General features: G+C 63.6%; 17 protein-coding genes. 14 read left to right on the forward strand and 3 right to left on the reverse strand.

Features of this window, described 5'->3' with window-relative positions; genetic code table 11:
- Positions 1–68 precede the first annotated feature (68 nt).
- The gene (locus LD110_RS00730) at positions 69–2,462 is read left to right on the forward strand and encodes a bifunctional (p)ppGpp synthetase/guanosine-3',5'-bis(diphosphate) 3'-pyrophosphohydrolase (RefSeq protein WP_308012391.1); all 2,394 of its coding nucleotides are present in this window, start codon (positions 69–71) and stop codon (positions 2,460–2,462) included.
- A gap of 15 nt (positions 2,463–2,477) precedes the next feature.
- Here the strand turns inward: LD110_RS00730 and LD110_RS00735 are convergent, their stop codons facing one another.
- The 3 genes from LD110_RS00735 to LD110_RS00745 form a co-directional block, all read right to left on the reverse strand.
- A complete protein-coding gene (locus LD110_RS00735; RefSeq protein WP_225495642.1) occupies positions 2,478–3,179 on the reverse strand; it encodes a hypothetical protein in 702 nt (233 codons plus the stop codon).
- A gap of 349 nt (positions 3,180–3,528) precedes the next feature.
- Complete coding sequence (locus tag LD110_RS00740; protein ID WP_225495643.1) at positions 3,529–5,022, reverse strand: DUF349 domain-containing protein; 1,494 nt, start codon at positions 5,020–5,022, stop codon at positions 3,529–3,531.
- 64 nt (positions 5,023–5,086) lie between these two features.
- Positions 5,087–5,881, reverse strand: coding sequence for a peptidylprolyl isomerase (locus tag LD110_RS00745; RefSeq protein WP_225495644.1), 795 nt, complete (start codon positions 5,879–5,881; stop codon positions 5,087–5,089).
- Positions 5,882–6,098: 217 nt separating this feature from the next.
- Between LD110_RS00745 and hisS the strand changes: the two genes are divergently transcribed.
- The 13 genes from hisS to aroC all read left to right on the forward strand — a co-directional run bounded on the left by hisS (position 6,099) and on the right by aroC (position 22,093).
- A complete protein-coding gene (hisS, locus tag LD110_RS00750) occupies positions 6,099–7,445 on the forward strand; it encodes a histidine--tRNA ligase (RefSeq protein WP_225495645.1) in 1,347 nt (448 codons plus the stop codon).
- Between the two features lie 18 nt (positions 7,446–7,463).
- Positions 7,464–8,732 carry an APC family permease gene (locus tag LD110_RS00755; RefSeq protein ID WP_225495646.1) on the forward strand — a complete coding sequence of 423 codons (1,269 nt, stop codon included), beginning with the start codon at positions 7,464–7,466 and terminating at the stop codon, positions 8,730–8,732.
- 107 nt (positions 8,733–8,839) lie between these two features.
- The gene (gene aspS / locus LD110_RS00760) at positions 8,840–10,651 is read left to right on the forward strand and encodes an aspartate--tRNA ligase (RefSeq protein WP_225495647.1); all 1,812 of its coding nucleotides are present in this window, start codon (positions 8,840–8,842) and stop codon (positions 10,649–10,651) included.
- 123 nt (positions 10,652–10,774) lie between these two features.
- Positions 10,775–11,572, forward strand: a complete 798-nt coding sequence (locus tag LD110_RS00765) for a GNAT family N-acetyltransferase (RefSeq protein WP_225495649.1) — start codon at positions 10,775–10,777, stop codon at positions 11,570–11,572.
- 46 nt (positions 11,573–11,618) lie between these two features.
- Positions 11,619–13,082: a replication-associated recombination protein A gene (locus LD110_RS00770; RefSeq protein ID WP_225495650.1), complete on the forward strand. Its 1,464-nt coding sequence runs from the start codon at positions 11,619–11,621 to the stop codon at positions 13,080–13,082.
- A 189-nt stretch (positions 13,083–13,271) separates the two neighbouring features.
- Entirely contained in the window at positions 13,272–13,898 is a 627-nt protein-coding gene (gene rpsD, locus LD110_RS00775; RefSeq protein ID WP_225495652.1) for a 30S ribosomal protein S4, read from the forward strand.
- Between the two features lie 156 nt (positions 13,899–14,054).
- Complete coding sequence (locus tag LD110_RS00780) at positions 14,055–14,429, forward strand: DUF948 domain-containing protein (protein ID WP_225495653.1); 375 nt, start codon at positions 14,055–14,057, stop codon at positions 14,427–14,429.
- 19 nt (positions 14,430–14,448) lie between these two features.
- Positions 14,449–14,694: a DUF6167 family protein gene (locus LD110_RS00785; protein ID WP_225495654.1), complete on the forward strand. Its 246-nt coding sequence runs from the start codon at positions 14,449–14,451 to the stop codon at positions 14,692–14,694.
- A gap of 119 nt (positions 14,695–14,813) precedes the next feature.
- Entirely contained in the window at positions 14,814–17,492 is a 2,679-nt protein-coding gene (gene alaS, locus LD110_RS00790) for an alanine--tRNA ligase (protein WP_225495655.1), read from the forward strand.
- A gap of 2 nt (positions 17,493–17,494) precedes the next feature.
- Positions 17,495–18,100 (forward strand): Holliday junction resolvase RuvX, encoded by a 606-nt coding sequence (gene ruvX, locus LD110_RS00795; protein ID WP_225495656.1) that lies wholly within the window; start codon positions 17,495–17,497, stop codon positions 18,098–18,100.
- Positions 18,097–19,998 carry an endolytic transglycosylase MltG gene (gene mltG, locus LD110_RS00800; protein WP_225495657.1) on the forward strand — a complete coding sequence of 634 codons (1,902 nt, stop codon included), beginning with the start codon at positions 18,097–18,099 and terminating at the stop codon, positions 19,996–19,998. Before ruvX ends, mltG begins: the two co-directional genes overlap by 4 nt.
- Positions 19,995–20,867 (forward strand): shikimate dehydrogenase, encoded by an 873-nt coding sequence (locus tag LD110_RS00805; protein WP_225495658.1) that lies wholly within the window; start codon positions 19,995–19,997, stop codon positions 20,865–20,867. Before mltG ends, LD110_RS00805 begins: the two co-directional genes overlap by 4 nt.
- Positions 20,868–20,893: 26 nt before the next feature.
- Positions 20,894–22,093 carry a chorismate synthase gene (gene aroC, locus LD110_RS00810; protein ID WP_225495659.1) on the forward strand — a complete coding sequence of 400 codons (1,200 nt, stop codon included), beginning with the start codon at positions 20,894–20,896 and terminating at the stop codon, positions 22,091–22,093.
- Positions 22,094–22,147 lie beyond the last annotated feature (54 nt).

Genomic DNA, 22,147 nt, shown 5'->3' on the forward strand with positions numbered 1-22,147 from the left:
CCGTTTGCAGAGGTCTCCCGCACCGGGAATAGACTTGAAGAATTAAGTCAGTGGTGAGGGGTGCATCTGTGGAAGAACGTACGACGTCGGCCCCGCCAGCAGGCGGTGAAGGCAGCATTGGGCCAAAGCCCAGTGCTGGCTCAGTGTTGCCGGCGAGGACCTCCGCGGGTGTGCCCATTGACAGCCCCGGTGCGCGGCCAACGTTCCCCGGACGCCGCGAACGAACGCGTTCCCGCCTCGCCCGACTGACGGGCAGGGGAGTCGGCACCTATTCGCCCATCTTGGAACCCCTTCTGCGGACCGTGCGGGCGAATAACCCAAAGGAAGACTTCGACCTCATCCAGCGGGCCTTCACCGTCGCTGAGCGAAGCCACCAAGGGCAGAAGCGCAAGAGCGGCGACCCGTACATTACACATCCTGTGGCCGTGGCCACGATCCTGGCGGAATTGGGCATGACGGGAACCACGCTGGCCGCGGCCCTGTTGCACGACACCGTGGAAGACACCCCCTACACACTGGATAACTTGACCGCCGACTTTGGTCCGGAAGTTGCCATGCTGGTGGACGGCGTCACCAAGCTCGATAAGGTCCAATTCGGGGAAGCGGCCCAATCCGAAACTGTCCGCAAGATGGTCGTGGCCATGGCCAAGGACATCCGGGTCCTGATGATCAAGCTCGCGGACCGTTTGCACAACGCGCGTACCTGGCGTTTTGTTTCAGCTGAATCTTCGGCCCGCAAGGCACGCGAAACCCTGGAAATCTTCGCCCCGTTGGCACACCGCTTGGGTATGAACACCATCAAGTGGGAACTCGAGGACCTTTCCTTCGCCGCGCTCTACCCGAAGGTGTACGAGGAAATCGTCCGGATGGTCAGTGATCGCACGCCGGAGCGTGAAAAGAGCCTCGCGGTGATCCGCGACCAGATCACCGAAGATCTTCGCGGCGCACGAATCAAGGCGACCATCACGGGCAGGCCCAAGCATTACTACTCGATCTACCAGAAGATGATTGTCCGGGACAAAGACTTCGACGACATCAATGACCTGATGGGCGTGCGGGTCCTGGTGGACACGGTCCGTGACTGCTATGCGGCTCTTGGCACACTGCATGCACGGTGGAACCCCCTGCCGGGGCGGTTCAAGGACTACATCGCCATGCCGAAGTTCAACATGTACCAGTCCCTGCACACCACAGTGATTGGGCCTGGCGGAAAACCGGTTGAGATCCAGATCCGGACGCACGAGATGCACCGTAGGGCCGAGTACGGTGTTGCCGCGCACTGGAAGTACAAAGACCAGCCGAACCGCACTGCCGTAGGGCCTGGAAGCCCCCGCGACGGGGACATGGGCTGGCTGCGCTCCTTGGTGGACTGGCAGCAGGAAACGTCCGATCCGGGTGAATTCCTGGATTCGCTTCGTTTCGAGATTAACGCCCGGGAGGTGTTCGTCTTCACGCCGAAGGGCGAAGTGATGGCCCTTCCCGCCGGCTCGACTCCCGTGGACTTCGCGTACGCCGTACACACGGAGGTGGGTCACCGGACCATCGGCGCCAGGGTAAACGGCAAGCTCGTTCCGCTCAACAGCGAACTCAACCACGGTGACTGGGTTGAGATTTTCACATCGAAGGCTGAGGGTGCCGGTCCAAGCCAAGATTGGCAGCACTTCGTCAAAAGCGCGCGGGCCAGAAACAAGATCCGTCAATGGTTCAGCAAGGAACGCCGCGAGGAAGCCATCGAGCGTGGCAAGGACCTGCTGACACGTTCCATGCGGAAACAGAACCTGCCGCTGCAGCGCCTGATGACACATGACGCCCTGACGGCCGTAGCTGAAGAGCTGCACTACACAGATATCTCGGGCCTCTACGCAGGCGTCGGCGACGGCCATACCTCCGCCCAGGCGGTTATGGAAAGGCTGATGGACCAGCTCGGCGGCAAGGAAGCGCCGGACGAGGACCTGGACGAAGTCAGCATTCCGTCACAGCTTGCCAAGGTTCGGTATTCCGATTCGGGTGTCATCGTGCGTGGTGTCGGCGATGTGCTGGTGAAGCTGGCCCGTTGCTGCACTCCCGTGCCGCCGGACGCCATCCTAGGCTTCGTGACCCGCGGCTCAGGCGTTTCCGTTCACCGCACGGACTGTACCAACGTCGCCGATCTCCGTGACCAGCCGGATCGCATTGTTGACGTTGAGTGGGCGCCAACCCAGTCCAGTGTCTTCCTCGTGGAGATCCAGGTGGAGGCACTCGACCGTAAGTCCCTGCTGTCTGATGTGACCCGTGTTTTGTCCGAGAACCATGTGAACATTCTTGCGGCGAGCGTGCACACATCCAGCGACCGCGTGGCCATGTCCAAGTTTGCCTTCGAGATGGGCGACCCCAAGTACCTGAGCCACGTCCTGAGCGCCGTGAGGCGCATCGACGGGGTGTTTGACGTCTACCGCACAACAGGAAACCGCAGGCGCGGCTAGTTGCCGCTGCGCCGCCTAGGTTTCGGCTTGGGATTCGGTGGCCATCTCTTCGTCAAGGGCGCGCAGGAGAGCCAGCGCCGCCTTCTTATGAGGGACCCTTGGGACAGCGTCTACGGCAAGGGCAACAAGGCGAAGCTTTACTCCCAGCTCGCGGCGCACAACCAAGCTGCGGAGCGCCGGCACCGCCCGCTCGGCTGGGACGTTCAGCGAGATGTCCACGGCGGTGCGCAAAGGACTAGTCACCATAATGCCGCCCATGCTATGGACGTCCATGGGACCAAGCCTGACCTCATGCAGCGTGCAACCGCGTGTGGAACGAAGGCTCGAAATCCTGTGCCTGGCGTCAACCAAAAGTGCTAAGCGGTCCGGTTCCGGTGCACAGCCATAAATCCAAGCCGCCGTCAGCCTGCCCGCCACCACCTTCTGCCGCGCGAAGCGCGGTACGCAGATGGCAGCTGCCCTTGCCCTGAGACGCGGGGTGACTGCTGATCCGGGATGCACGTATCCCTGTTGGTAGAGCTGACGAAGGACACCGTCCAATGCCATGCCCTGAAGCTCCGGCCAGCTGAACATAGGCCCCGGTGCGTACAGCTCAAGCGCCTGGTCCAGGGGAAGCTCCGCGAAACCGCTGTTGCCACCGGTGTCACGGTTCCGGGACTGAGTGACTACCCGGAAGGGCGACGCCGACGTGGATGACGCGGCAACTCTGGAAGGCACAACCGGACTGGGCGAGGTTGAAATAGCCGGGGCGGTCAAGTTTGCCGGGCCCGTCAGACTTCGCCGGGTGACGGGATTTCGCGGGGTGACGGGATTTCGCGGGGGGCCGGGATTTCGCGCCGTCAGGTCTGTCCCGACGGGTACTGGCGTTGAGAGGGCCGAGCTGACGGTCCGCAGGCTTCCCACCCGCAGGCTCGGGGATGGGCCGGTTCCGGCGTATCTGTGACCTGTTGGATGGAGGGAAGGCTCACGATTCATTCAGCAATCATGTCGGCTGGCGCCGAAGACGGCACAGGCCCCGGAACCGCTATGTGGAAAACGGCGGATCCGGGGCCTGTCGCAGGCTAGGCTAGCTGAGCTCGCTGGCCGAGCGCTGAATCTGGTCCAGCCAGGCCTGGCGCGCTTCGAGGGCCTCCTTGGCCTCCTTGATCTTCCGCTGATCCCCGGCCTTCTCCGCCTTGGCGAGGTCCTCTTTGAGCCCGGCAATAGCGGACTCCAGCTGGGACAGTGCGCTGTTGGTGCGGGCCTTGGTCTCCGGGTTGCTGCGACGCCACTGCTCGTCTTCAGCGTCCCGCACGGCGTCTTCGACCCTGCGCAGGCCAGCCTCAACGCGTCCCATGTCCGCCCGGGGAACCTTACCGGCCTCCTCCCAGCGATCACGAATCGATTGGAGGGCACGCTTCACCGACTCCAGATCCTGGATGGGCAGCAGAGCCTGGGCTTCGGCGATGAGTGCCTCCTTCACCGCCAGGTTGGCCGAGTATTGCTGATCAATTGCGTCGTTGGCGGCCTGGCGGTTGCCGAAGAACACATCCTGGGCGGCCCGGAAGCGAGCCCACAGTGCGTCGTCGTCCTTTCGGCTGGCGCGGGGAGTTGCCTTCCACTGGTCCATCAGACGGCGGTATTCTCCAGCGGCGAAGCCCCAGTCAGTAGACGCGGACAGCGCCTCAGCCTCGGCGATCAGCTTCTCCTTGGCGGCCTTGGCTGCCGAGTTGTTGCTGTCGAGCTGGGAGAAGTAGGCGCGCCGGTGCCGGTCGAACAGCGTACGTGCCGAGCGGAACCGCTTCCACAGGGCGTCTTCATTGCTGCGGCCGAGCCGGACTCCGCTCTTCTGCGCGGCCTTCCAGTTCTCGAAGAGTTCGTTCATACGCGCGCTGGAAGTCTTCCACTGCACATGTGTGGGATCCTGCTCCGCGATCTGTTCGGCTTCGGAAACTATGGCCTCACGGGCAGCCAGTTCGCTGGCCCGCTGTGCCTCGTGGGCGGCCTTTTCCGACTTTTCCAGCTCCGCGATCTGCTCAGTCAGGACATCAAGGCGACCCTCTGCCCCACGGATGTCGCCCACCATGTTGCGCTCTGCGAGCAGTTCGCGCAGGTGCGAAACGGTCTTTTGCATGTCCGTTGCAGGCGCCTTGGACTCCACCCGGTGCTCCAGCAGGGCAATCTGCGCGGTGACGTCCTCGTATTTGCGCGCAAAGTAGGCCAAGGCCTCATCATCGCTCACGCCCGGGTACTGACCGACTGCAAGTTCCTCGTCATCCAGCGTCAGGAACACGTGGCCGTCGCCCTCGACTCGTCCCCAGCGGGACGCTTCGGCGAGGGACACCGCCGTCGGAACCGGTGCGGGGGCCGCGGGCACCGTGGCGGCTGGCATCTTTGGACGACCGGCAAAGGCGGCGGGTGACGGTGTGGGCCGCGGACCGGGAACCGGGTGGGGCTTGGGTGCGTCAGGAGCCGCTTCGCCCTGCGGTACGGTTTCGGGGATGGCTGCGGGAGCCTGGCCGTTGGATGTTGCTGCTGCCTCGGAGGCTGCTGTTTCGTCGGATTTCTGACTGTCTGTCACCGCTAAAAGTCTTTCACTTGGAGGGATTACTAAGGTAAAGCCCCGGCCCGTGGCCGCTGGTTGGTTACTTCAGAGAAAAAGAGTCTATCGTGACAGGTGCCACAGGGGACCCGTCCGTTGGGCTTGAACCGGGCGTAATGCCGGCTGCCGCGATTTTCTGGACAACGTCAAGTCCACTGGTGACCTTGCCGACGATGGTGTACCCACCGGCGGAATCCGCGGGGATGACGGTGTCCTTGTACACAACGAAGAATTGCGTGCCGTTCCCGTAGGCATTGTCGCCGGAGCGCGCAACGGCAATGGTCCCCGCGGGATAAGAGTTGTTCGCCGGGGTGTTCTCCAAGGGCCCCCACGTGTAGTTGGGGTCGCCGCTGCCGTTGCCGTTCTTGGAGCCGCACTGCAGCACGCCAAAGGATTCACCTGTGGTCAGGCGATGGCACTTGATGCCGTTGTAGAAACCTGAATCACTGAGGGACTTGAACACGGCGGCCGCCTGGGGGGCAGCGGTGCCATCCAGTTCGACGCCGAGCGGACTGCCGTTGAGGGAAAGTGTTCCGGTAAAGGTTTTGCCGGCGGCCGTATCTGGCTTGGGAATGTTCGGTCCGTTTGTGGGGGACGGGGATGCCGACGGCGAACTCAAACCCGCCTCCGCGGCCGCATACTCGGCTTCCGTGGGATTCGACGCGAAAACGGTGAGCTGGAGGACGACGGCGATGGCGACGGCGGCAGCGCCGATGGCGCCCGCCACAACATTGTCACGACGCCTGCGCGCGATTTGCTCTTCGCGCAGCTTCCTCTTGGCTTCCATCTGCCTGATGCGCCGTTTGGCTTCACGGTCATCCCGCGACCTAGTGGCCAACGCTCCTCCTGGTTGTGGACGGCGGCTCCGCCACCTGGACCCAAAGGGGCCGGTTTTGCCGCGTTCGATCTGGACCCGCCGAAAGCATAAACTTACTGCCGCACCTAGTTTATGCATGACTGGCTGGGGACCCGCTGGGCAAACACCGTTCGCCGCGGGCATGTTCTGTCCGCCGGCAGGACCTTCCCGCCTGCAAACCCTAAGGAGACATTTCCCCATGGCACGCACCGCCTCCCTGTCCGGATTCCCCGAGTGGCTTCCCCAGGAGCGGTTGGTGGAACTGCATGTGCTGGACACACTGCGCAAGATCTTCGAGCTCCACGGCTTTTCCTCCATCGAGACACGCGCCGTGGAAACGGTTGGCCAGCTGCTGCGAAAGGGCGAGATCGATAAAGAGGTCTACGGACTGCGACGCCTCCAGGAGGAGACCGAGGCCGCAGGCATGCCGGATAAGTCGGACCCGCACGCCTTGGCCCTCCACTTTGACCTAACCGTGCCTTTCGCCCGGTACGTCGTGGAGAACGCCGGCTACCTCGCCTTCCCATTCCGCCGGTACCAAATCCAGAAGGTTTGGCGCGGAGAGCGTCCGCAGGAAGGCCGCGCCCGCGAGTTCACACAGGCGGACATCGACGTCGTTGGTGACGGTGAGCTGCCCTTCCGGTACGACGTGGAGATCGCTTTGGTGATCGCCGAGGCGCTCAGCGCCTTGCCCATTCCGGATTTCCGGCTCCGTATTAACAACCGGAAGCTGGCGGAGGGCTTCTACCGTGGAATTGGGCTCAACGACACCCCTGGCGTGCTGCGGAGCATCGACAAGCTCGAAAAGATCGGGCCGGAGCGTGTGGCGGAACTGCTCAAGGAGGAACTGGGCGCCACGGACGAACAGGCGCAGGCGGCTTTGAAGCTTGCGACCATCCGTACGGAGGACACCTCATTTGTGGAACAGGTGCGACAGCTAGGCGTTACCCATGAGCTCCTCGAAGAAGGCATCGACGAACTCGAACAGGTCATCTCGGCGGTAGTCCAACGCGCGCCTGGCAAAGTTGTCGCTGACCTGAGTATTGCGCGTGGCCTGGATTACTACACAGGTACGGTCGTGGAAACGGTCCTGGTTGGCCACGAACAACTGGGGTCCATCTGCTCGGGTGGCCGCTACGATGCCCTTGCCAGTAAAGGTAACCGCACTTTCCCCGGTGTCGGCCTGTCCATCGGTGTAACCCGTCTCGTCTCGAGGATTCTCGGCCAGGAACTGGTGACCGCCAGCCGTTCGGTCCCCACGGCCGTCCTGATAGCCCTCAATGACGACCAGAGCTGGCCCGCCGCGCAGGACGTTGCCGCGCAACTTCGCGGCAGGGGCATCCCCACGGAAGTGGCAGCGAAGGCAGAGAAGTTCGGCAAGCAGATCAAGTTCGCGGACCGGCGGGGCATCCCGTTTGTCTGGTTCACCGACGAAGATGGGAAGCATCAGGTCAAGGACATCCGCACCGGTGAACAGGTCAACGCGGATCCGGCTACTTGGACTCCCGCGGACGAGGACCTGCACGTCCGGATTACCACTGCCTAGGCAGCCGGATCAACGCAGATGACCACCCCGGGTCGCCTCGCCAGACGGCTGAACACCACCGATGCCGTGGTCATCGGTCTTGGCTCGATGATTGGCGCCGGAGTATTCGCCGCGTTCACACCTGCGGCCCAGGCTGCGGGTTCCGGGCTGATTCTTGGGCTGTTGGTGGCGGCCTTCGTGGCGTATTGCAATGCGACATCGTCGGCGCAACTGGCAGCGTCATACCCAACCTCGGGTGGAACATACGTCTATGGCCGTGAGCGTCTGGGTCCCTGGGCCGGTTTCCTGGCGGGCTGGGGCTTTGTGGTCGGGAAGAGCGCCAGCAGCGCCGCCATGGCGCTGACCTTTGCTGCCTACGCGGCACCGCCGGAATGGCAGAAACCCGCCGCGGTGGCCGCCGTCGTCGTACTGGCAGCGGTCAACTACCGCGGGGTGACGCGGACAGCGGCGCTGACACGCGCCATTGTCGCCGTAGTGTTGGGCATTCTGGCCTTCCTGATAGCTCTGTGCTGGGTAGGCACCCAGGCCTCGCCCGGACGCGTCCTCGGGGATGGTCCCGACGTTGGCAAGCTGTTTTCCGGCGGCGCCTACGGGATCCTTCAGGCAGCTGGGCTGCTGTTCTTTGCGTTCGCCGGTTACGCGCGAATCGCAACCATGGGAGAGGAAGTCATCCGGCCAAGGACAACGATTCCCCGTGCCATAGTCATTGCCCTCGGCATTGCCGTGGCAATCTATGCTGTGGTCGGCATCAGCATCCTCGCTGTCCTTGGCCCCTCAGGAGTTGCTGGAAGCGCTACGCCGCTGGCCGATGCGGTGGCCGGCGGTTCCTTCCCATGGTCCGCCAGAGTGGTTAGGGCGGGCGCGGGCCTCGCATCGCTCGGGGCCCTCCTCGCCCTGATCGCCGGTTTGGGACGTACCGCGCTGGCTATGGCCAGGCATCATGACCTTCCTCACTGGTTGTCGGCAGTGCACGTACGATTCCACGTTCCGCATCGGGCCGAAGTTGTTCTCACCCTCCTGGTGTGCCTGGTCATCCTTGTTGCCGATGTTCGCTCAGCCATTGGCTTCTCATCGTTCGGGGTACTGGTCTACTACCTGATCGCCAACCTGTCCGCCTATACGCAGCCGCCACAGGACCGGCTGTACCCGAGGGTATTGCAGCTCGCGGGAGCGGCGGGCTGCGTTCTATTGGTGGCCACACTGCCCGTTCAGTCCGTTATGGCGGGTGCAGTAATGTTCGCCGCAGGCGTTGTTTACAGGGCATTGCGGCTTAGGCTTCGCCGCTGAAGGCGCTGCCTGCCGTACGCACGGGAGGTGCCGTGCCGAACGGACGGGTAAACTCGAACGGGACCGTCCTGCGACGCTCCGTTGAACATCATGCTGAAAGGAATGCTGTGCTGCGCACACATGACCTCGGATCCCTGCGGCCCGAGCACATTGGAGAAACCGTTACCCTGGCCGGCTGGGTAGGTCGCCGCCGCGACCATGGCGGTGTTGCCTTCGTGGACCTCAGGGACGCTTCCGGTGTGGCGCAGATCGTGGTCCGCGAGGAAGAGGTCTTCCACGGGCTTCGCAACGAGTTCGTCCTGCAGGTTACGGGAACCGTCAGCAAGCGGCCGGAAGGCAACGAGAACCCGCATCTCGCCACAGGCGAGATCGAGGTCATGGCCGAGAAAGTTGTGGTCCTGAACACCTCCGATGCGCTCCCGTTCCAGGTGGACGAGCACGTTGAGGTTGGCGAAGAAGCCCGACTCAAGCACCGCTACCTCGATCTGCGCCGCCCCGGCCCGGCACGTGCCATGCGCCTGCGTTCTGAAGCCAACCGCGTTGCGCGTGAACTGCTCCACACCGAGGGATTCATCGAGGTCGAGACGCCCACCCTGACGCGTTCGACGCCGGAAGGCGCCCGCGACTTCCTGGTTCCGGCACGCCTGGCGCCGGGATCGTGGTACGCACTGCCGCAGTCACCCCAGCTGTTCAAGCAGCTGCTGCAGGTTGGCGGTATCGAGAAGTACTACCAGATAGCTCGCTGCTACCGAGACGAGGACTTCCGTGCCGACCGCCAGCCGGAATTCACCCAGCTCGACCTCGAGGCCAGCTTCGTGGAGCAGGACGATATCATCGGCCTCGGTGAGCGGATCGTCTCTACTCTCTGGAAGCTCATCGACGTCGAAGTTCCCACGCCGATCCGCCGCATGACCTATGCAGAGGCGATGGACAAGTACGGCTCCGACAAGCCTGACCTTCGTTTTGGGCTGGAACTGACGGATCTCACGGAGTTCTTCAAGGACACCACCTTTGGTGTGTTCAAAGCTCCCTATGTAGGCGCCGTAGTGATGCCCGGTGGTGCCTCCCAGCCGCGTCGCACGCTCGATGCCTGGCAGGAGTGGGCCAAGCAGCGCGGTGCCAAGGGCCTGGCCTACGTCCTCTACAAGGAAGACGGCGAACTGGCCGGTCCCGTGGCCAAGAACCTGACCGAAGCCGAGCGCGCGGGCCTTCCCGCCGCCGTCGGTGCCGCCCCCGGCGACTGCATCTTCTTCGCCGCCGGTGAACGGGGCGCCTCGCGTGGCCTCCTGGGTGCTGCACGCGTCGAAATCGGGCACCGGACAGGGCTCATCAACCCGAACGATTGGGCGTTCGTGTGGATCGTGGACGCACCGCTGTTCGAACCGTCGGCCCAGGCCACCGAGTCGGGTGACGTTGCGCTTGGCTACTCCGCATGGACGGCCGTGCACCACGCCTTTACGTCACCGAAGCCGGAGTACCTGGACACCTTCGACCAGGATCCGGAAAACGCCTTGGCCTATGCCTATGACATTGTGTGCAACGGCAACGAGATCGGTGGTGGCTCCATCCGTATCCACCAGAGCGATGTCCAGGAGCGCGTCTTTAAGGTGATGGGCATCGGCCACGAGGAAGCCCAGGAAAAGTTCGGCTTCCTCCTTGAAGGCTTCAAGTATGGGGCTCCGCCGCACGGCGGCATTGCCTTCGGTTGGGACCGTGTGGTGGCCCTGCTGGCGGGAGTGGAGTCGATTCGCGAAGTCATCGCTTTCCCGAAGACGGGCGGAGGCTTCGACCCGCTGACCGCTGCCCCGGCACCAATCACTGCGCAGCAGCGCAAAGAGGCCGGAGTGGACGCTAAGCCAGAGGTTAAGCAGGCCGCGCAGAAGCCGGTCGCGGACCAGAAGGCTGAAGCAAGCGCATAGATGTATCAGGGGGCGCACGTGTAGGACATACGTGGCGATCCCTGGGAAACCTTGAACGGGCCCCCGTTATCGTGCGGGGGCCTCGTGCTTTTTGAATGACTGACCGAGGAAGTGGATGCGATCATGACCGGGCTCGGAGGTCCCGGCGGCTTCGACGTACTGATGGACCATGCGTGGCCGGCCCCCGACCGCTATGACACAGGGGCATGGGTATTCCGCGCAGCCGGTGGCGTGACCCAGCGCGCTAATTCCATTTGGCTTCGCGAGCCAGCCGCTGATCCGCGGCAGGCGCTTCGTGAAGCCGCGGAGTGGTATCGCCAGCGACGCCTGCCAGTGATTTTCCAGGTCTTCGATGATCCCAGGCAGGCGGACTTGGGCCGGCTGCTGGACGAGCAGCGCTTCACGACGCAGAGCGAGACGCTGATTTTGGCTCGCCACGGCGGCGCCGACTCCTTGCCTGGCGAGTACACGCGGGCAGCGGCCAATATCGGCGGCTCTGTGGAGCTCTCCGAAGCGCCGGACGATGAGTGGATGCAGCTCTGGTGGTCGATCGATGGACGCGGAGGAGACTACGAGAAGGCCGTCGCCCGGCTCATCCTGACTGACTGTCAAGCGGTTTACGCCCTGGTGAGGGACGACGACGGCGAACCGGCCGCCGTCGGACGCCTCGCCTTGGTAGGCGCGTGGGGTGGGCTGTACTGCATGGCGACACGCCGCGAGCGGCGAAGGCAGGGGCACGGAACCACGGTCCTGCGCGCCCTCGTGGATGAAGGCCGTTTGCGAGGAATTGAGGCGTACTGGCTCCTAGTGACGGCAGGCAACCATGGAGCCAAGGCGCTGTACGAGGCTGAAGGCTTCCGCGAGCGTGGACGCTACCGGTATCGGCAGGCGCCGCTGCGGAGGGCGTTGGGCGGCTGCTAGGCGGCGTCAGTTGGCTCTCCAGTACTGCCAGTAGAATCGTGACATTGTGGAAGATCTCTTTGGCGCCAGCGATGCCGATTCAGCAGGCGGAGACGACGAGGCCGATGGCGGCCAGGACTCCCGCCGCACCGGACAACCCGGAGGCAGGGTGTCTCCCCGCAGTCCGCTGGCGGTCCGTATGCGTCCCCGGTCATTGGACGAAGTTGTTGGGCAGCAACATTTGCTGGGACAAGGGTCACCGCTGAGGCAACTTGCCGCTGGAGCCGACGCCGGCAGCCCGGCAGGTCCTAGCTCCGTCATCCTGTGGGGTCCTCCCGGAACCGGCAAAACCACCCTGGCGCACGTCATTGCCCGTGGACCGGGCCGCAAGTTCGTGGAACTGTCCGCCATCACCGCAGGCGTCAAGGATGTTCGGCGGGTCATGGAGGAAGCGCTCACGGCTCGGGACCTTTACCGGACCACCACAGTCCTCTTCCTCGATGAGATCCATCGGTTCAACAAAGCCCAGCAAGACGCCCTCCTTCCGGGTGTTGAGAATCGCTGGGTGGTACTTGTGGCGGCGACCACGGAGAACCCTTCGTTTTCCGTGGTCTCACCACTGCTGTCCCGGTCACTCCTGCTCACCCTGAAGCCGTTGACCGACGACGACATTGAAGGGCTCCTCCAACGAGCAGCCGAGGACCCGCGCGGGCTGGGCGGCCGGGCTGAATTGAGTCCCGAAGCCCTTGATCACCTGGTGCGGATGTCGGGCGGCGACGCCCGACGGGCGCTTACGGCACTGGAGGCCGCGGCCGGCGTCGCTTTTGGTGAAGCGTCCGACGGCGGCAGTGAAGCAGTTGCCGACACAGACTCTGCCGGTGTGTCGCTGGCTCCGGTCACCCTCGAGCTTCGGCACACCGAGCGGGCCCTCGACGTCGCGGCCGTCCGTTATGACCGTGCCGGCGACCAGCATTATGACGTGGCCAGCGCTTTCATCAAATCGATCCGTGGCTCCGACGTGGACGCTGCCCTCCACTACCTTGCAAGAATGCTGGAGGCGGGGGAGGACCCCCGGTTCGTTGCGCGCCGGATCGTCATCTCCGCGGCGGAAGACGTAGGGATGGCGGATCCCACTGCCCTGCAGACAGCCGTCGCTGCCGCCCAGGCTGTACAGCTCATTGGTATGCCGGAGGGTCGGATCGTTTTGGCGGAGGCCGTGGTCCACCTTGCCACTGCGCCAAAGTCGAACGCGGCGTACATGGGCATCAACAGCGCCATTGCGGACGTCAGGTCTGGACTGGGTACGGGCATTCCAGCCCACCTTCGCGACGCCCATTACCAGGGCGCCAAGCAGTTGGGCCACGGTGCGGGCTACGTCTATGCCCATGATGCGCCGCATGGGGTGGCCGCGCAGCAGTACCCGCCTGATGACCTGGTAGGAAGGGATTATTACCAGCCCACGGCCAACGGTGCTGAACGGGAGATTGCAGCAAGGCTGGAAAAGCTTCGACGGATCGTGCGCGGCGGCTAGTGCTGCGGGAGTGGCTGACGCCCGTGGTAAGATTGACGCTTGTCTGGCATGGGCCCGGCACACAATCCCCGAAGATTTCTTTGGCGGTGCGCTGTGCCACGGGTTCAGTAGCGAGAGGCAGCGGTTGGCCAACGCTCTCCCATCTGGAGGCCAGGAACACTGATACACCGCAAAATTGGAAGGACACAAGTGGCTAACAACACTCGTGCTCGCCGGACCGCGCGCCTTTCGCGTTCGCTCGGCATTGCTCTGACCCCCAAGGCCGCCAAGTACATGGAGCGCCGTCCGTACGGCCCCGGTGAACACGGCCGCGCCCGCAAGAAGCAGGACTCTGACTACGCCGTTCGTCTTCGCGAGAAGCAGCGTCTGCGCGCCCAGTACGGTATCCGCGAGGCACAGATGACCCGTGCCTTCGAGGAAGCACGCCGCACCAAGGGCCTGACCGGTGAAAACCTCATCGAGCTGCTCGAAATGCGCCTTGACGCCCTCGTGCTGCGTGCAGGCTTCGCCCGCACCATCGCCCAGGCCCGCCAGCTGGTTGTGCACCGCCACATCCTGGTTGACGGTGTCCGCGTTGACCGCCCGTCTTTCCGCGTTTCCGAAGGCCAGCTGGTCCACGTTCACAGCCGCAGCGAGACCATGGCTCCGTTCCAGGTGGCAGCAGCCGGTGCGCACCGCGATGTCCTGCCCCAGGTTCCGGCCTACCTGGACGTGAAACTGGAGGCCCTCCAGGCCCGCCTGGTTCGCCGCCCGAAGCGCTCCGAGATCCCCGTGACCTGCGAAGAGCAGCTCGTCGTCGAATTCTACGCTCGCTAAATCCCAGCGGCGTTCCAAAGAAGCCCGTGGCACACGCCGCGGGCTTCTTTGTATGTAAGGTACTTGGGTGGGGTCTGCGGGTGCGCGGCCCGAGGGCCCGGGATGCTCCACGTGCTGTAGTTCAGTGACCGCAATGAATCAAGGAGTTGGTTGGACATGTCTGGTGGCGATATCGCTGGTCTCATCGCAGCGGGTGTTTTCGCGCTCCTTGTCCTGCTGCTGGCCGTGCCGATCCTCAAGCTCGGAGGCGTGTTTGATGAGGTCAGGAAGTCGATTCGTTCAATCAGCGACGGCGCCACGCCTTTGATGGATGAAGTGACGGCGACTGTTTCCACCACCAACCAACAGCTCAAGAAGGTGGACGGGATCGCCTCCAACGTCTCCGACGCGTCGGCAAACATCTCTGCCTTGTCCTCACTGGTGGCAGCAACCCTCGGCTCGCCGCTTATCAAAGTGGCGGCCTTCAGCTATGGCGTCCGCACCGCTTTGTCCACGCGCCGCAAGCCCTCCACTGGCCGGCGCAGCCGCTGATCGTTGAGAAGGTCGGAACATGAAGAGAATCGTCTGGATGGGAATCGGAGTAGCGATTGGGATCATCGCCTTTCGCAAAGTCACCGAGGCACGTGCGGCACTGGGACCGGACGGCCTTAACAGGGCGGTGGCGCGGCTGGCAGATGGGATTTACGACTTTGCCGACGCTGTACGGGCCGGGATGCATGAACGCGAGGACGATCTGCGTACGGCTTTGGGGATTGCCGAGGCAGGAATGACGGAACAGGCGAAGAGCCGCCGCTAACGGGCCGCGGTTCGCGCAGGGGACCGCAATCAAGGCAGAATGAGAAGCTGCAGTACGGTATCAAGCGTGCTGCGCACAAAGACTTGTGCAGTGAATCTGGAAGGGTAAGTAGACATCCAATGAAGTCGCAGGAGATCACAAAACGCTGGGTGGACTTTTTTGTCAGCAAAGGCCACACCGCGGTGCCCTCTGCGTCGCTCGTATCCAGCGACCCGTCACTGCTGTTCACCGTTGCCGGCATGGTTCCCTTCATCCCGTACCTGACTGCCCGCGAAGTGCCTCCCTACACCCGCGCCACCAGCGTCCAGAAGTGCATCCGTACCGGTGACATCGAGGAAGTGGGCAAGACAGCCCGCCACGGTACGTTCTTCCAGATGTGCGGGAACTTCTCCTTTGGGGACTACTTCAAGGAAGACGCCATCAAGTTCGCCTTCGAACTGTTGACGTCCGGCGTCGAGGATGGCGGCTATGGACTCGAGCCAGAGAAGCTGTGGGTCACCGTCTACGAAGAGGATGACGAAGCCCAGGAACTCTGGCTAAAGAACACCTCCATTCCCGCCAGCCGCATCCAGCGCATGGGCAAGTCGGACAACTACTGGCACACGGGGCAGCCCGGTCCTGCCGGCCCGTGTTCCGAGATTTACTACGACCGCGGCCCCGCCTATGGCATTGAAGGTGGCCCGGAAGCCGACGACAACCGCTATGTCGAAATCTGGAACTTGGTCTTTATGCAGTACCAGATCGAGAACGTGCGCTCCAAGGTGGACTTCGACACGGTGGGCGAGCTGCCCAAGAAGAACATCGACACCGGCCTGGGCATGGAACGGCTTGCCATGATCCTGCAGGGCGTGGAGAACATGTATGAGACGGACCAGGTCCGTCCCGTCATCGACAAGGCTGCCGCGCTCTCCGGCAAGGAGTACACCTCCGCGGAAACCGACGACGACCCGCACCATACCGACGACGTGCGCATGCGAGTTGTGGCCGACCACATCCGTTCGGCCCTCATGCTGATCGCCGACGGTGTGGTGCCCTCGAACGAAGGTCGCGGCTATGTCCTTCGCCGCCTGATCCGTCGCTCCGTGCGTGCCATGCGGCTCCTCGGCGTCGAACAGGCCTGCCTGCCCCAGTTGCTGCCTGCATCGCGGGACGCCATGAAGGGCGTTTACCCGGTGGTGGAAACCGACTTTGACCGGATCAGCCGCATTGCCTACGCCGAAGAGAAGGCCTTCCTGCGGACCATTGCCTCCGGCACGGCCCGTCTTGAAGAGGCTGTGGTTGCCTCCAAGGCTGCCGGCCAGCCGCTGTCCGGCGAAGATGCCTTCACCCTTCACGACACATATGGTTTCCCGATCGACCTGACCTTGGAAATGGCCGAAGAGGCCGGACTGAAGGTGGATGAAGCAGGCTTCCGCAGCCTCATGCAGGAGCAGCGCAAGCGCGCCCAGGCCGACGCCAAGGCCAAGAAGGGCGGCCACGTCGACACCACCGTTTTCCAGGAGTTCCTGGCAGAGGGCGAGACGATCTTCACGGGCTACACCGAACTGGAGAGCGAGTCCAGGGTCCGTGGAATACTGCGCAACGGCCAGCGCCTGGCCCAGGCTGCCACCGGGGACGAGGTTGAGCTTGTCCTTGCGGAAACCCCGTTCTACGCCGAAGCCGGTGGTCAGTCCGCCGACACCGGCCTGATCACCGGCGACGGATTCGTCGTCGAGGTCCTCGATGTCCAACGTCCCGTCAAGGGCCTCAGCGTTCACAAGGCGATTGTCCGGGAAGGCGAAATCGCCACCGACGCGCTGGTGCGTGCCGCCGTCGACCGTGAACGTCGCCACGCCGCCGAACAGGCCCACACCGGTACGCACATCGTGCATGCCGCCCTGCGGCAGATCCTGGGCCCGGAGGCCACCCAGCGCGGTTCCTACAACAAGGCGGGCTACCTTCGCTTTGACTTCGCCTGGGGCGAGGGCTTGAGCCCTGCTACCAAATCGGAGATCGAAGAGGTTTCCAACATCGCCATCCGGAACAACTTCCAGGTGGGAACCCGGGTTATGCCCTTGGCGGAAGCCAAAGCGCTCGGCGCCATGGCCCTCTTCGGCGAGAACTATGGCAATGAGGTGCGGGTCGTGGAGATCGACGGCGCGTGGTCGCGCGAGCTCTGTGGTGGCACGCACGTGTCCAACACCTCACTCATCGGTAGCCTCTCCCTGCTCGGTGAGCAGTCGGTTGGCTCTGGCAACCGCCGCGTCGAGGCGTTCGTTGGCCTTGACGCGTTCCGCCACCTGGCGGCGGAGCGCGCACTGGTCACCGAACTGACCGAAATGTTGAAGGTGCCGTCCGGTCAGCTTGCTGATCGCATCGCCGCAACCCTGGCAAAGCTCAAGACCACCGAGAAGGAACTGGAGCGGCTGCGCAAGGAGCAGCTGTCAGCTGCCGCTGCCAGCCTTGCCGGCACGGCAAAGGATGCCGCGGGCGTGCGCGTCGTGGCTCACGACGCCGGGCAGGTGGGCGGAGCCGACGACCTGAGGGGTCTGGCCCTTGATCTCCGCTCGCGCCTGGGCTCGGACGCCGCGACCGTAGCTGTGGCGGGTGTCAGCAACGATCGGCCCGTGATTCTGGTAGCCACAAATGAGGCCGCGCGCGAGGCCGGCGTCAAGGCTGGGGCTCTGGTCCGCCTAGCGGCAGGCATCCTCGGCGGCGGTGGCGGCGGCAAGGACGATGTCGCCCAGGGCGGTGGCACCGATGCGTCGCAGGTACCCGCGGCCTTGGCCGCCATCGTGGATGCGATTACCAAGCGCTAGCGGTGGATGTGAACGAACAGGCCGGCGTCTACCCCCGGGGAAGGAAACTGGGGGTAGACGTTGGCACCGTCCGGGTCGGCGTCGCCATATGCGATCCCGACGGCATCCTCGCCACGCCTTTCAAGACCGTGCGGCGGGATGCCAAAAAGAACTACGACATCGGCCTCATCGCGCGAATTGCCGCGGGGGAGGGTGTTGTGCAGATTTTCGTCGGCCTGCCGCGCACCATGCGTGGTGAGGAACATGCGTCGGCGCTGATGGCCAGCACCTACGCTGGACTGCTGGTAGCCGAGCTGGAGCGCCAAGGGCTGGACATTCCTGTCCACCTTGTGGACGAGCGCCTGAGCACTGTCTCGGCGCACCGCAGCTTGCACGAAGCTGGCATGAGCAGCCGCGATCACCGTAAAGTGGTTGATCAGGTTGCCGCTGCCGGAATCCTGCAGCAGGCGATCGACATGCAGAAAGCCAGACGTGCGGATGTCGGCAGCCGGGTGCTTGCACCGGCGGACACAGGGCAGCGAGGGGCGTCCGAGGCCACGACGGCGAGGGCGGCTGACCACGGCACGGACACGGACACTCCAACTCCAACGAGGGGAAGTCAACAGTGAGCCCGGTCAACCATGACCCCTCTCAGGACGAAACCGTCGCCACGGGACGCCTGCCGCTAACCCGCCGCGAGCTCCGCGCCCGCGAACGGTTCCTGGCAACGCAGAACCAGGATGTAGTTCCGGCACCTGCGTACGCTTTTGCCGACGTCGAGCACCAGCCAGCGGCCCGCCGCCCTCCGGAAGAACGCAATCACGGGGATCAGCGGGGGGAGCGCAGCGGAGAGCAGCACAACTCCAGCGCCGGTTCGGCGAGGGGTTCGGCAAGGGACATCCCAGAGGACGGACAGCGCGGCCCGGAACCAGTCGACTCCGTCCCTGCCGACGGCGGCCCAAGCCGCCCTGGAGCGGACGTTCCTCCGGAGCCGGCCTTGCCGCCAGTCGTCCACGAGGACACGCCCGAGGAGCAGTCGGCGCATGAGGAGCCTGCCGTCCAGGACACGCCGGAGCCGCAAGCAGATCCTGCATCCGACCCGGATCCAATTCCAGCCATTGACGGAACTCGCATTCTGCCAGCCATTCGGCCAAATGAGGAGCCGTCCCCGGCCATCGTAGAAGCGATGGAACCTGCGGAGCCGAGATTCCACGACATACTCCACCCCTCGGCCCAGGTGACCGCCCATCCTGAAGCGGACCACGCAGCCCCCGAAAACTTCGGCGACGATTCCGCCCAGTATGCGGATTCCGTCCACTACGAGCCGGATCACACGGATGATGCCCAAGACGGCCATTATGCCCACCAGGACGGCCTGCACTACGACGATCATGGCCACGAGTACGTTGAGCACGACAACCATGTGATGATCGGCTCGGAGGCAGTACCTACGTCCCCCAAGCCATCCAAGAAAGTGCGTCGCCGTCGTCGTTTCTTTGCACTTCTGCTGACGTTGGCAGTCTTTGTAGCCGCCATTGCCGTCGGGGCGCAGTTCCTCAAGCCACTGCTGGGCATGGACAAGGTCACGGACTATCCCGGTCCTGGCACAGGAAGCGTAACGGTCACGGTGCAGCCTGGCGCGGGTCCGAAGCTCGTTGCTTCCAAGTTGGAGGAACAGAAAGTCGTGGCAAATGCCGATTCGTTCCTCAAGGAGTTCCTCGCCGCAGGCGGCGAACTGTCGCCGGGCGACTTTCAGTTCCGCAAAGAAATGAAGAACTCCGATGCTGTCTCCGTTCTCCTAAACCGCGATTCATCCAAGGTTATGTATTTCGCCCTGAGTGCGGGATTGCGCATCGGCGAATCACTTGACGCCATCGCCAAGGGATCCGGAATTCCCCTGGAACAGCTCAAGGCCCTCAGCGATTCGCCCGGCCAATTCGGCGTGCCGTCAAAAGCGAAGAATCTTGAAGGCTTCCTCTCTCCCGGCGAATACCGCTTCCCACTGGGCACTCCAGCCAAGGACATCCTGCAGAAGCTTGTGACCACCACCTTGGACGAACTGAAGGCCCAGGGCATCACGGACCCGGCAAAGCAGTATGACACCATCACAGTGGCCAGCATCGTGCAGGCTGAGGGTGGCCAGGCTGACTATGGCAACGTTGCGGGTGCCATCTACAACCGCCTAAAGCCCAACAACACTGAAACGTCTGGGCTGATCCAGTCGGACGCCACCGTGACCTACGGCCTGGGCCGGAAGAGCTTCCACATCAACGAGGCTGAGAAGGCGGACAAGTCCAACCCTTACAACACGTACGCCAACCCCGGTCTTCCGGCCGGCCCTATCGGCTCGCCGGGCAAAACGGCCATCGACGCGGCAGCGAAGCCCACAACAAATGATTACCTGTATTGGGTCACGATCAACCTGGACACCAAGGAAACCAAGTTCTCCAAGACGCTCGCTGAGCACTCCCGGTACGTTGAACAGTACAACGCATGGTGCGGCGCCAACCCCGGGCGGTGCGTGTGAGCCAACGAGCGGCGGTGCTGGGGCACCCCATCGGACATTCGAAGTCGCCCGCGCTCCACGGTTCGGCCTATGCCAAGCTCGGGGTGGACATCAGCTACTCAGCAATTGATGTCACAGTTGAGCAGCTGCCGGATTTCATGAAGCAACTGGAGTCTGACCGTTCGTGGTGCGGGCTTTCCGTAACCATGCCTTTGAAGTCGGCCATGTTCGGCGCTGTCGATGAGGCCAGGGGAGCAGCCGCGCACCTCGGTGTCGTCAATACGGTCGTCTTTGAAACTTCAGGGTCCAGAGTTCGTCGCATTGGGTACAACACCGATGTCGAAGGCATTGTGGAAGCGGTCAGGTATGCCGGCGTCCGCACGAAGCCAAATGCTGTCATCCTGGGCGGTGGTGGAACATCCGCGGCGGCAATCGCGGCCCTCCACCAATTGGGTTCTGCAAGCGCTGAAATCTTCGTCCGTGATGTCAGCCGTACCGCTGAAGCGAAGGCGGCTGCGTCCGCCGTCGGCCTGCCCATCGAGGTTCGGCCGATGGAAGGCGCCGCAGCGTCCGCCGTTGCCGCCGACCTCGTCATCTCCACTCTGCCGCCCCGTGCGGCTGACGGCATTGCGGCCGAACTATCAACGTTTCCTGCTGCGAGGTCTCGGGCTGAGCAGGCGGTGCTCCTGGACGTCGCCTACGATCCGTGGCCGAGCAAAATTGCGGAAGCCTGGGGGGAACGCGGGGGAGTGGTGGTCCCCGGACTCGAGATGCTGCTGTACCAGGCAGTTGAGCAGGTCCGCCGCTTCGCGGGCCTCGACGGTGAGGTCACCGCGGACGTCATAGATGTGATGTGCGACTCAGTTGGGCTGCCCCGACGGGTCCTGTAACCGCCGTACATGGCAGGATGGAATATATGTTGCGTTGGTTGACCGCCGGCGAGTCCCATGGGCCGTCCCTGGTCGGAATTGTTGAAGGCGTCCCCGCCGGTGTCGAGCTCACCAGTGGCCAGATTCGTGATGCCCTGGCACGCCGCCGGCTCGGCTATGGTCGCGGAGCCCGCATGAAGTTCGAACAGGATGAAGTCACCATCATCGGCGGTGTCCGGCACGGAATCACGCAGGGTGGCCCCGTTGCCATCCAGGTTGGGAATACCGAGTGGCCCAAGTGGGAGCAGATCATGTCCGCGGACCCCGTGGATCCCGAACTGCTGGCTGACCTAGCCCGCAATGCGCCGTTGACCCGTCCGCGTCCCGGCCACGCCGACTTCACCGGGATGCAGAAGTACGGTTTCCCGGAGGCCCGTCCGGTGCTTGAACGGGCCAGCGCCCGCGAAACGGCAACGCGGGTGGCCCTTGGAACTGTTGCTGCGCAGTTCCTCAAGCAACTTGGCATCGAATTGGTCAGCCACACCGTCTCCATTGCCAGCGTCACTGTCCCCGAAGGGCGGCCACTGCCGGAGCCCCGCGACGTCATCGCGCTGGATGCGGACCCGCTCCGGTGCTTCGACCGTGAAACGTCCGACGCGATGGTGGCCGAGGTCGATGCTGCGCACAAAGAGGGCGAGACGCTCGGAGGCGTTGTTGAGGTCCTTGCATACGGCCTCCCGCCCGGACTCGGCAGCTACGTTCACTGGGACCGGCGCTTGGATGCACGACTTGCCGCTGCACTCATGGGCATTCAGGCAATCAAGGGCGTCGAGGTTGGGGACGGCTTCCTTACGGCAGCCCGCCGCGGTTCCGCCGCGCACGACGAGATCGTCAAGGACGAAGCCGGAAAGATCATCCGCAAGACCAACCGTGCAGGCGGCATTGAAGGCGGCATGAGCATTGGCGAAGTCCTTCGTGTGCGCGCCGCCATGAAGCCGATCGCAACTGTTCCGCGCGCCCTGCAGACCATTGATGTCAGCACGGGCGAAGCCGCCAAAGCCCACCACCAGCGCTCTGATGTCTGCGCAGTGCCCGCTGCCGGCGTGGTGGCAGAGGCGATGGTTGCGCTGGTTCTCGCTGAAGCCGTCACGGAGAAGTTCGGTGGCGACTCCGTGGCTGAAACGGCCCGTAACCTGAACAGCTACCTGGAGAGCATTCCGCCGACACTGGACTCGGTCGGACGATAGTGACCAGCGGTATTACCGGCGATTTGGGCTTGGGCCGGCCTATCGCGCTCATTG

The organism is Arthrobacter sp. M4 (assembly GCF_020251205.1).
In the GTDB taxonomy this organism is placed as follows: domain Bacteria; phylum Actinomycetota; class Actinomycetes; order Actinomycetales; family Micrococcaceae; genus Arthrobacter.

Excerpts from the sequence above, each read along its gene's own strand:
- hisS (WP_225495645.1), top strand. The coding sequence starts at position 6,099 with ATGGCACGCACCGCCTCCCTGTCCGGATTCCCCGAGTGGCTTCCCCAG.
- LD110_RS00755 (WP_225495646.1), top strand. The coding sequence starts at position 7,464 with ATGACCACCCCGGGTCGCCTCGCCAGACGGCTGAACACCACCGATGCC.
- LD110_RS00765 (WP_225495649.1), top strand. The coding sequence starts at position 10,775 with ATGACCGGGCTCGGAGGTCCCGGCGGCTTCGACGTACTGATGGACCAT.
- LD110_RS00780 (WP_225495653.1), top strand. The coding sequence starts at position 14,055 with ATGTCTGGTGGCGATATCGCTGGTCTCATCGCAGCGGGTGTTTTCGCG.
- LD110_RS00785 (WP_225495654.1), top strand. The coding sequence starts at position 14,449 with ATGAAGAGAATCGTCTGGATGGGAATCGGAGTAGCGATTGGGATCATC.
- alaS (WP_225495655.1), top strand. The coding sequence starts at position 14,814 with ATGAAGTCGCAGGAGATCACAAAACGCTGGGTGGACTTTTTTGTCAGC.
- aroC (WP_225495659.1), top strand. The coding sequence starts at position 20,894 with ATGTTGCGTTGGTTGACCGCCGGCGAGTCCCATGGGCCGTCCCTGGTC.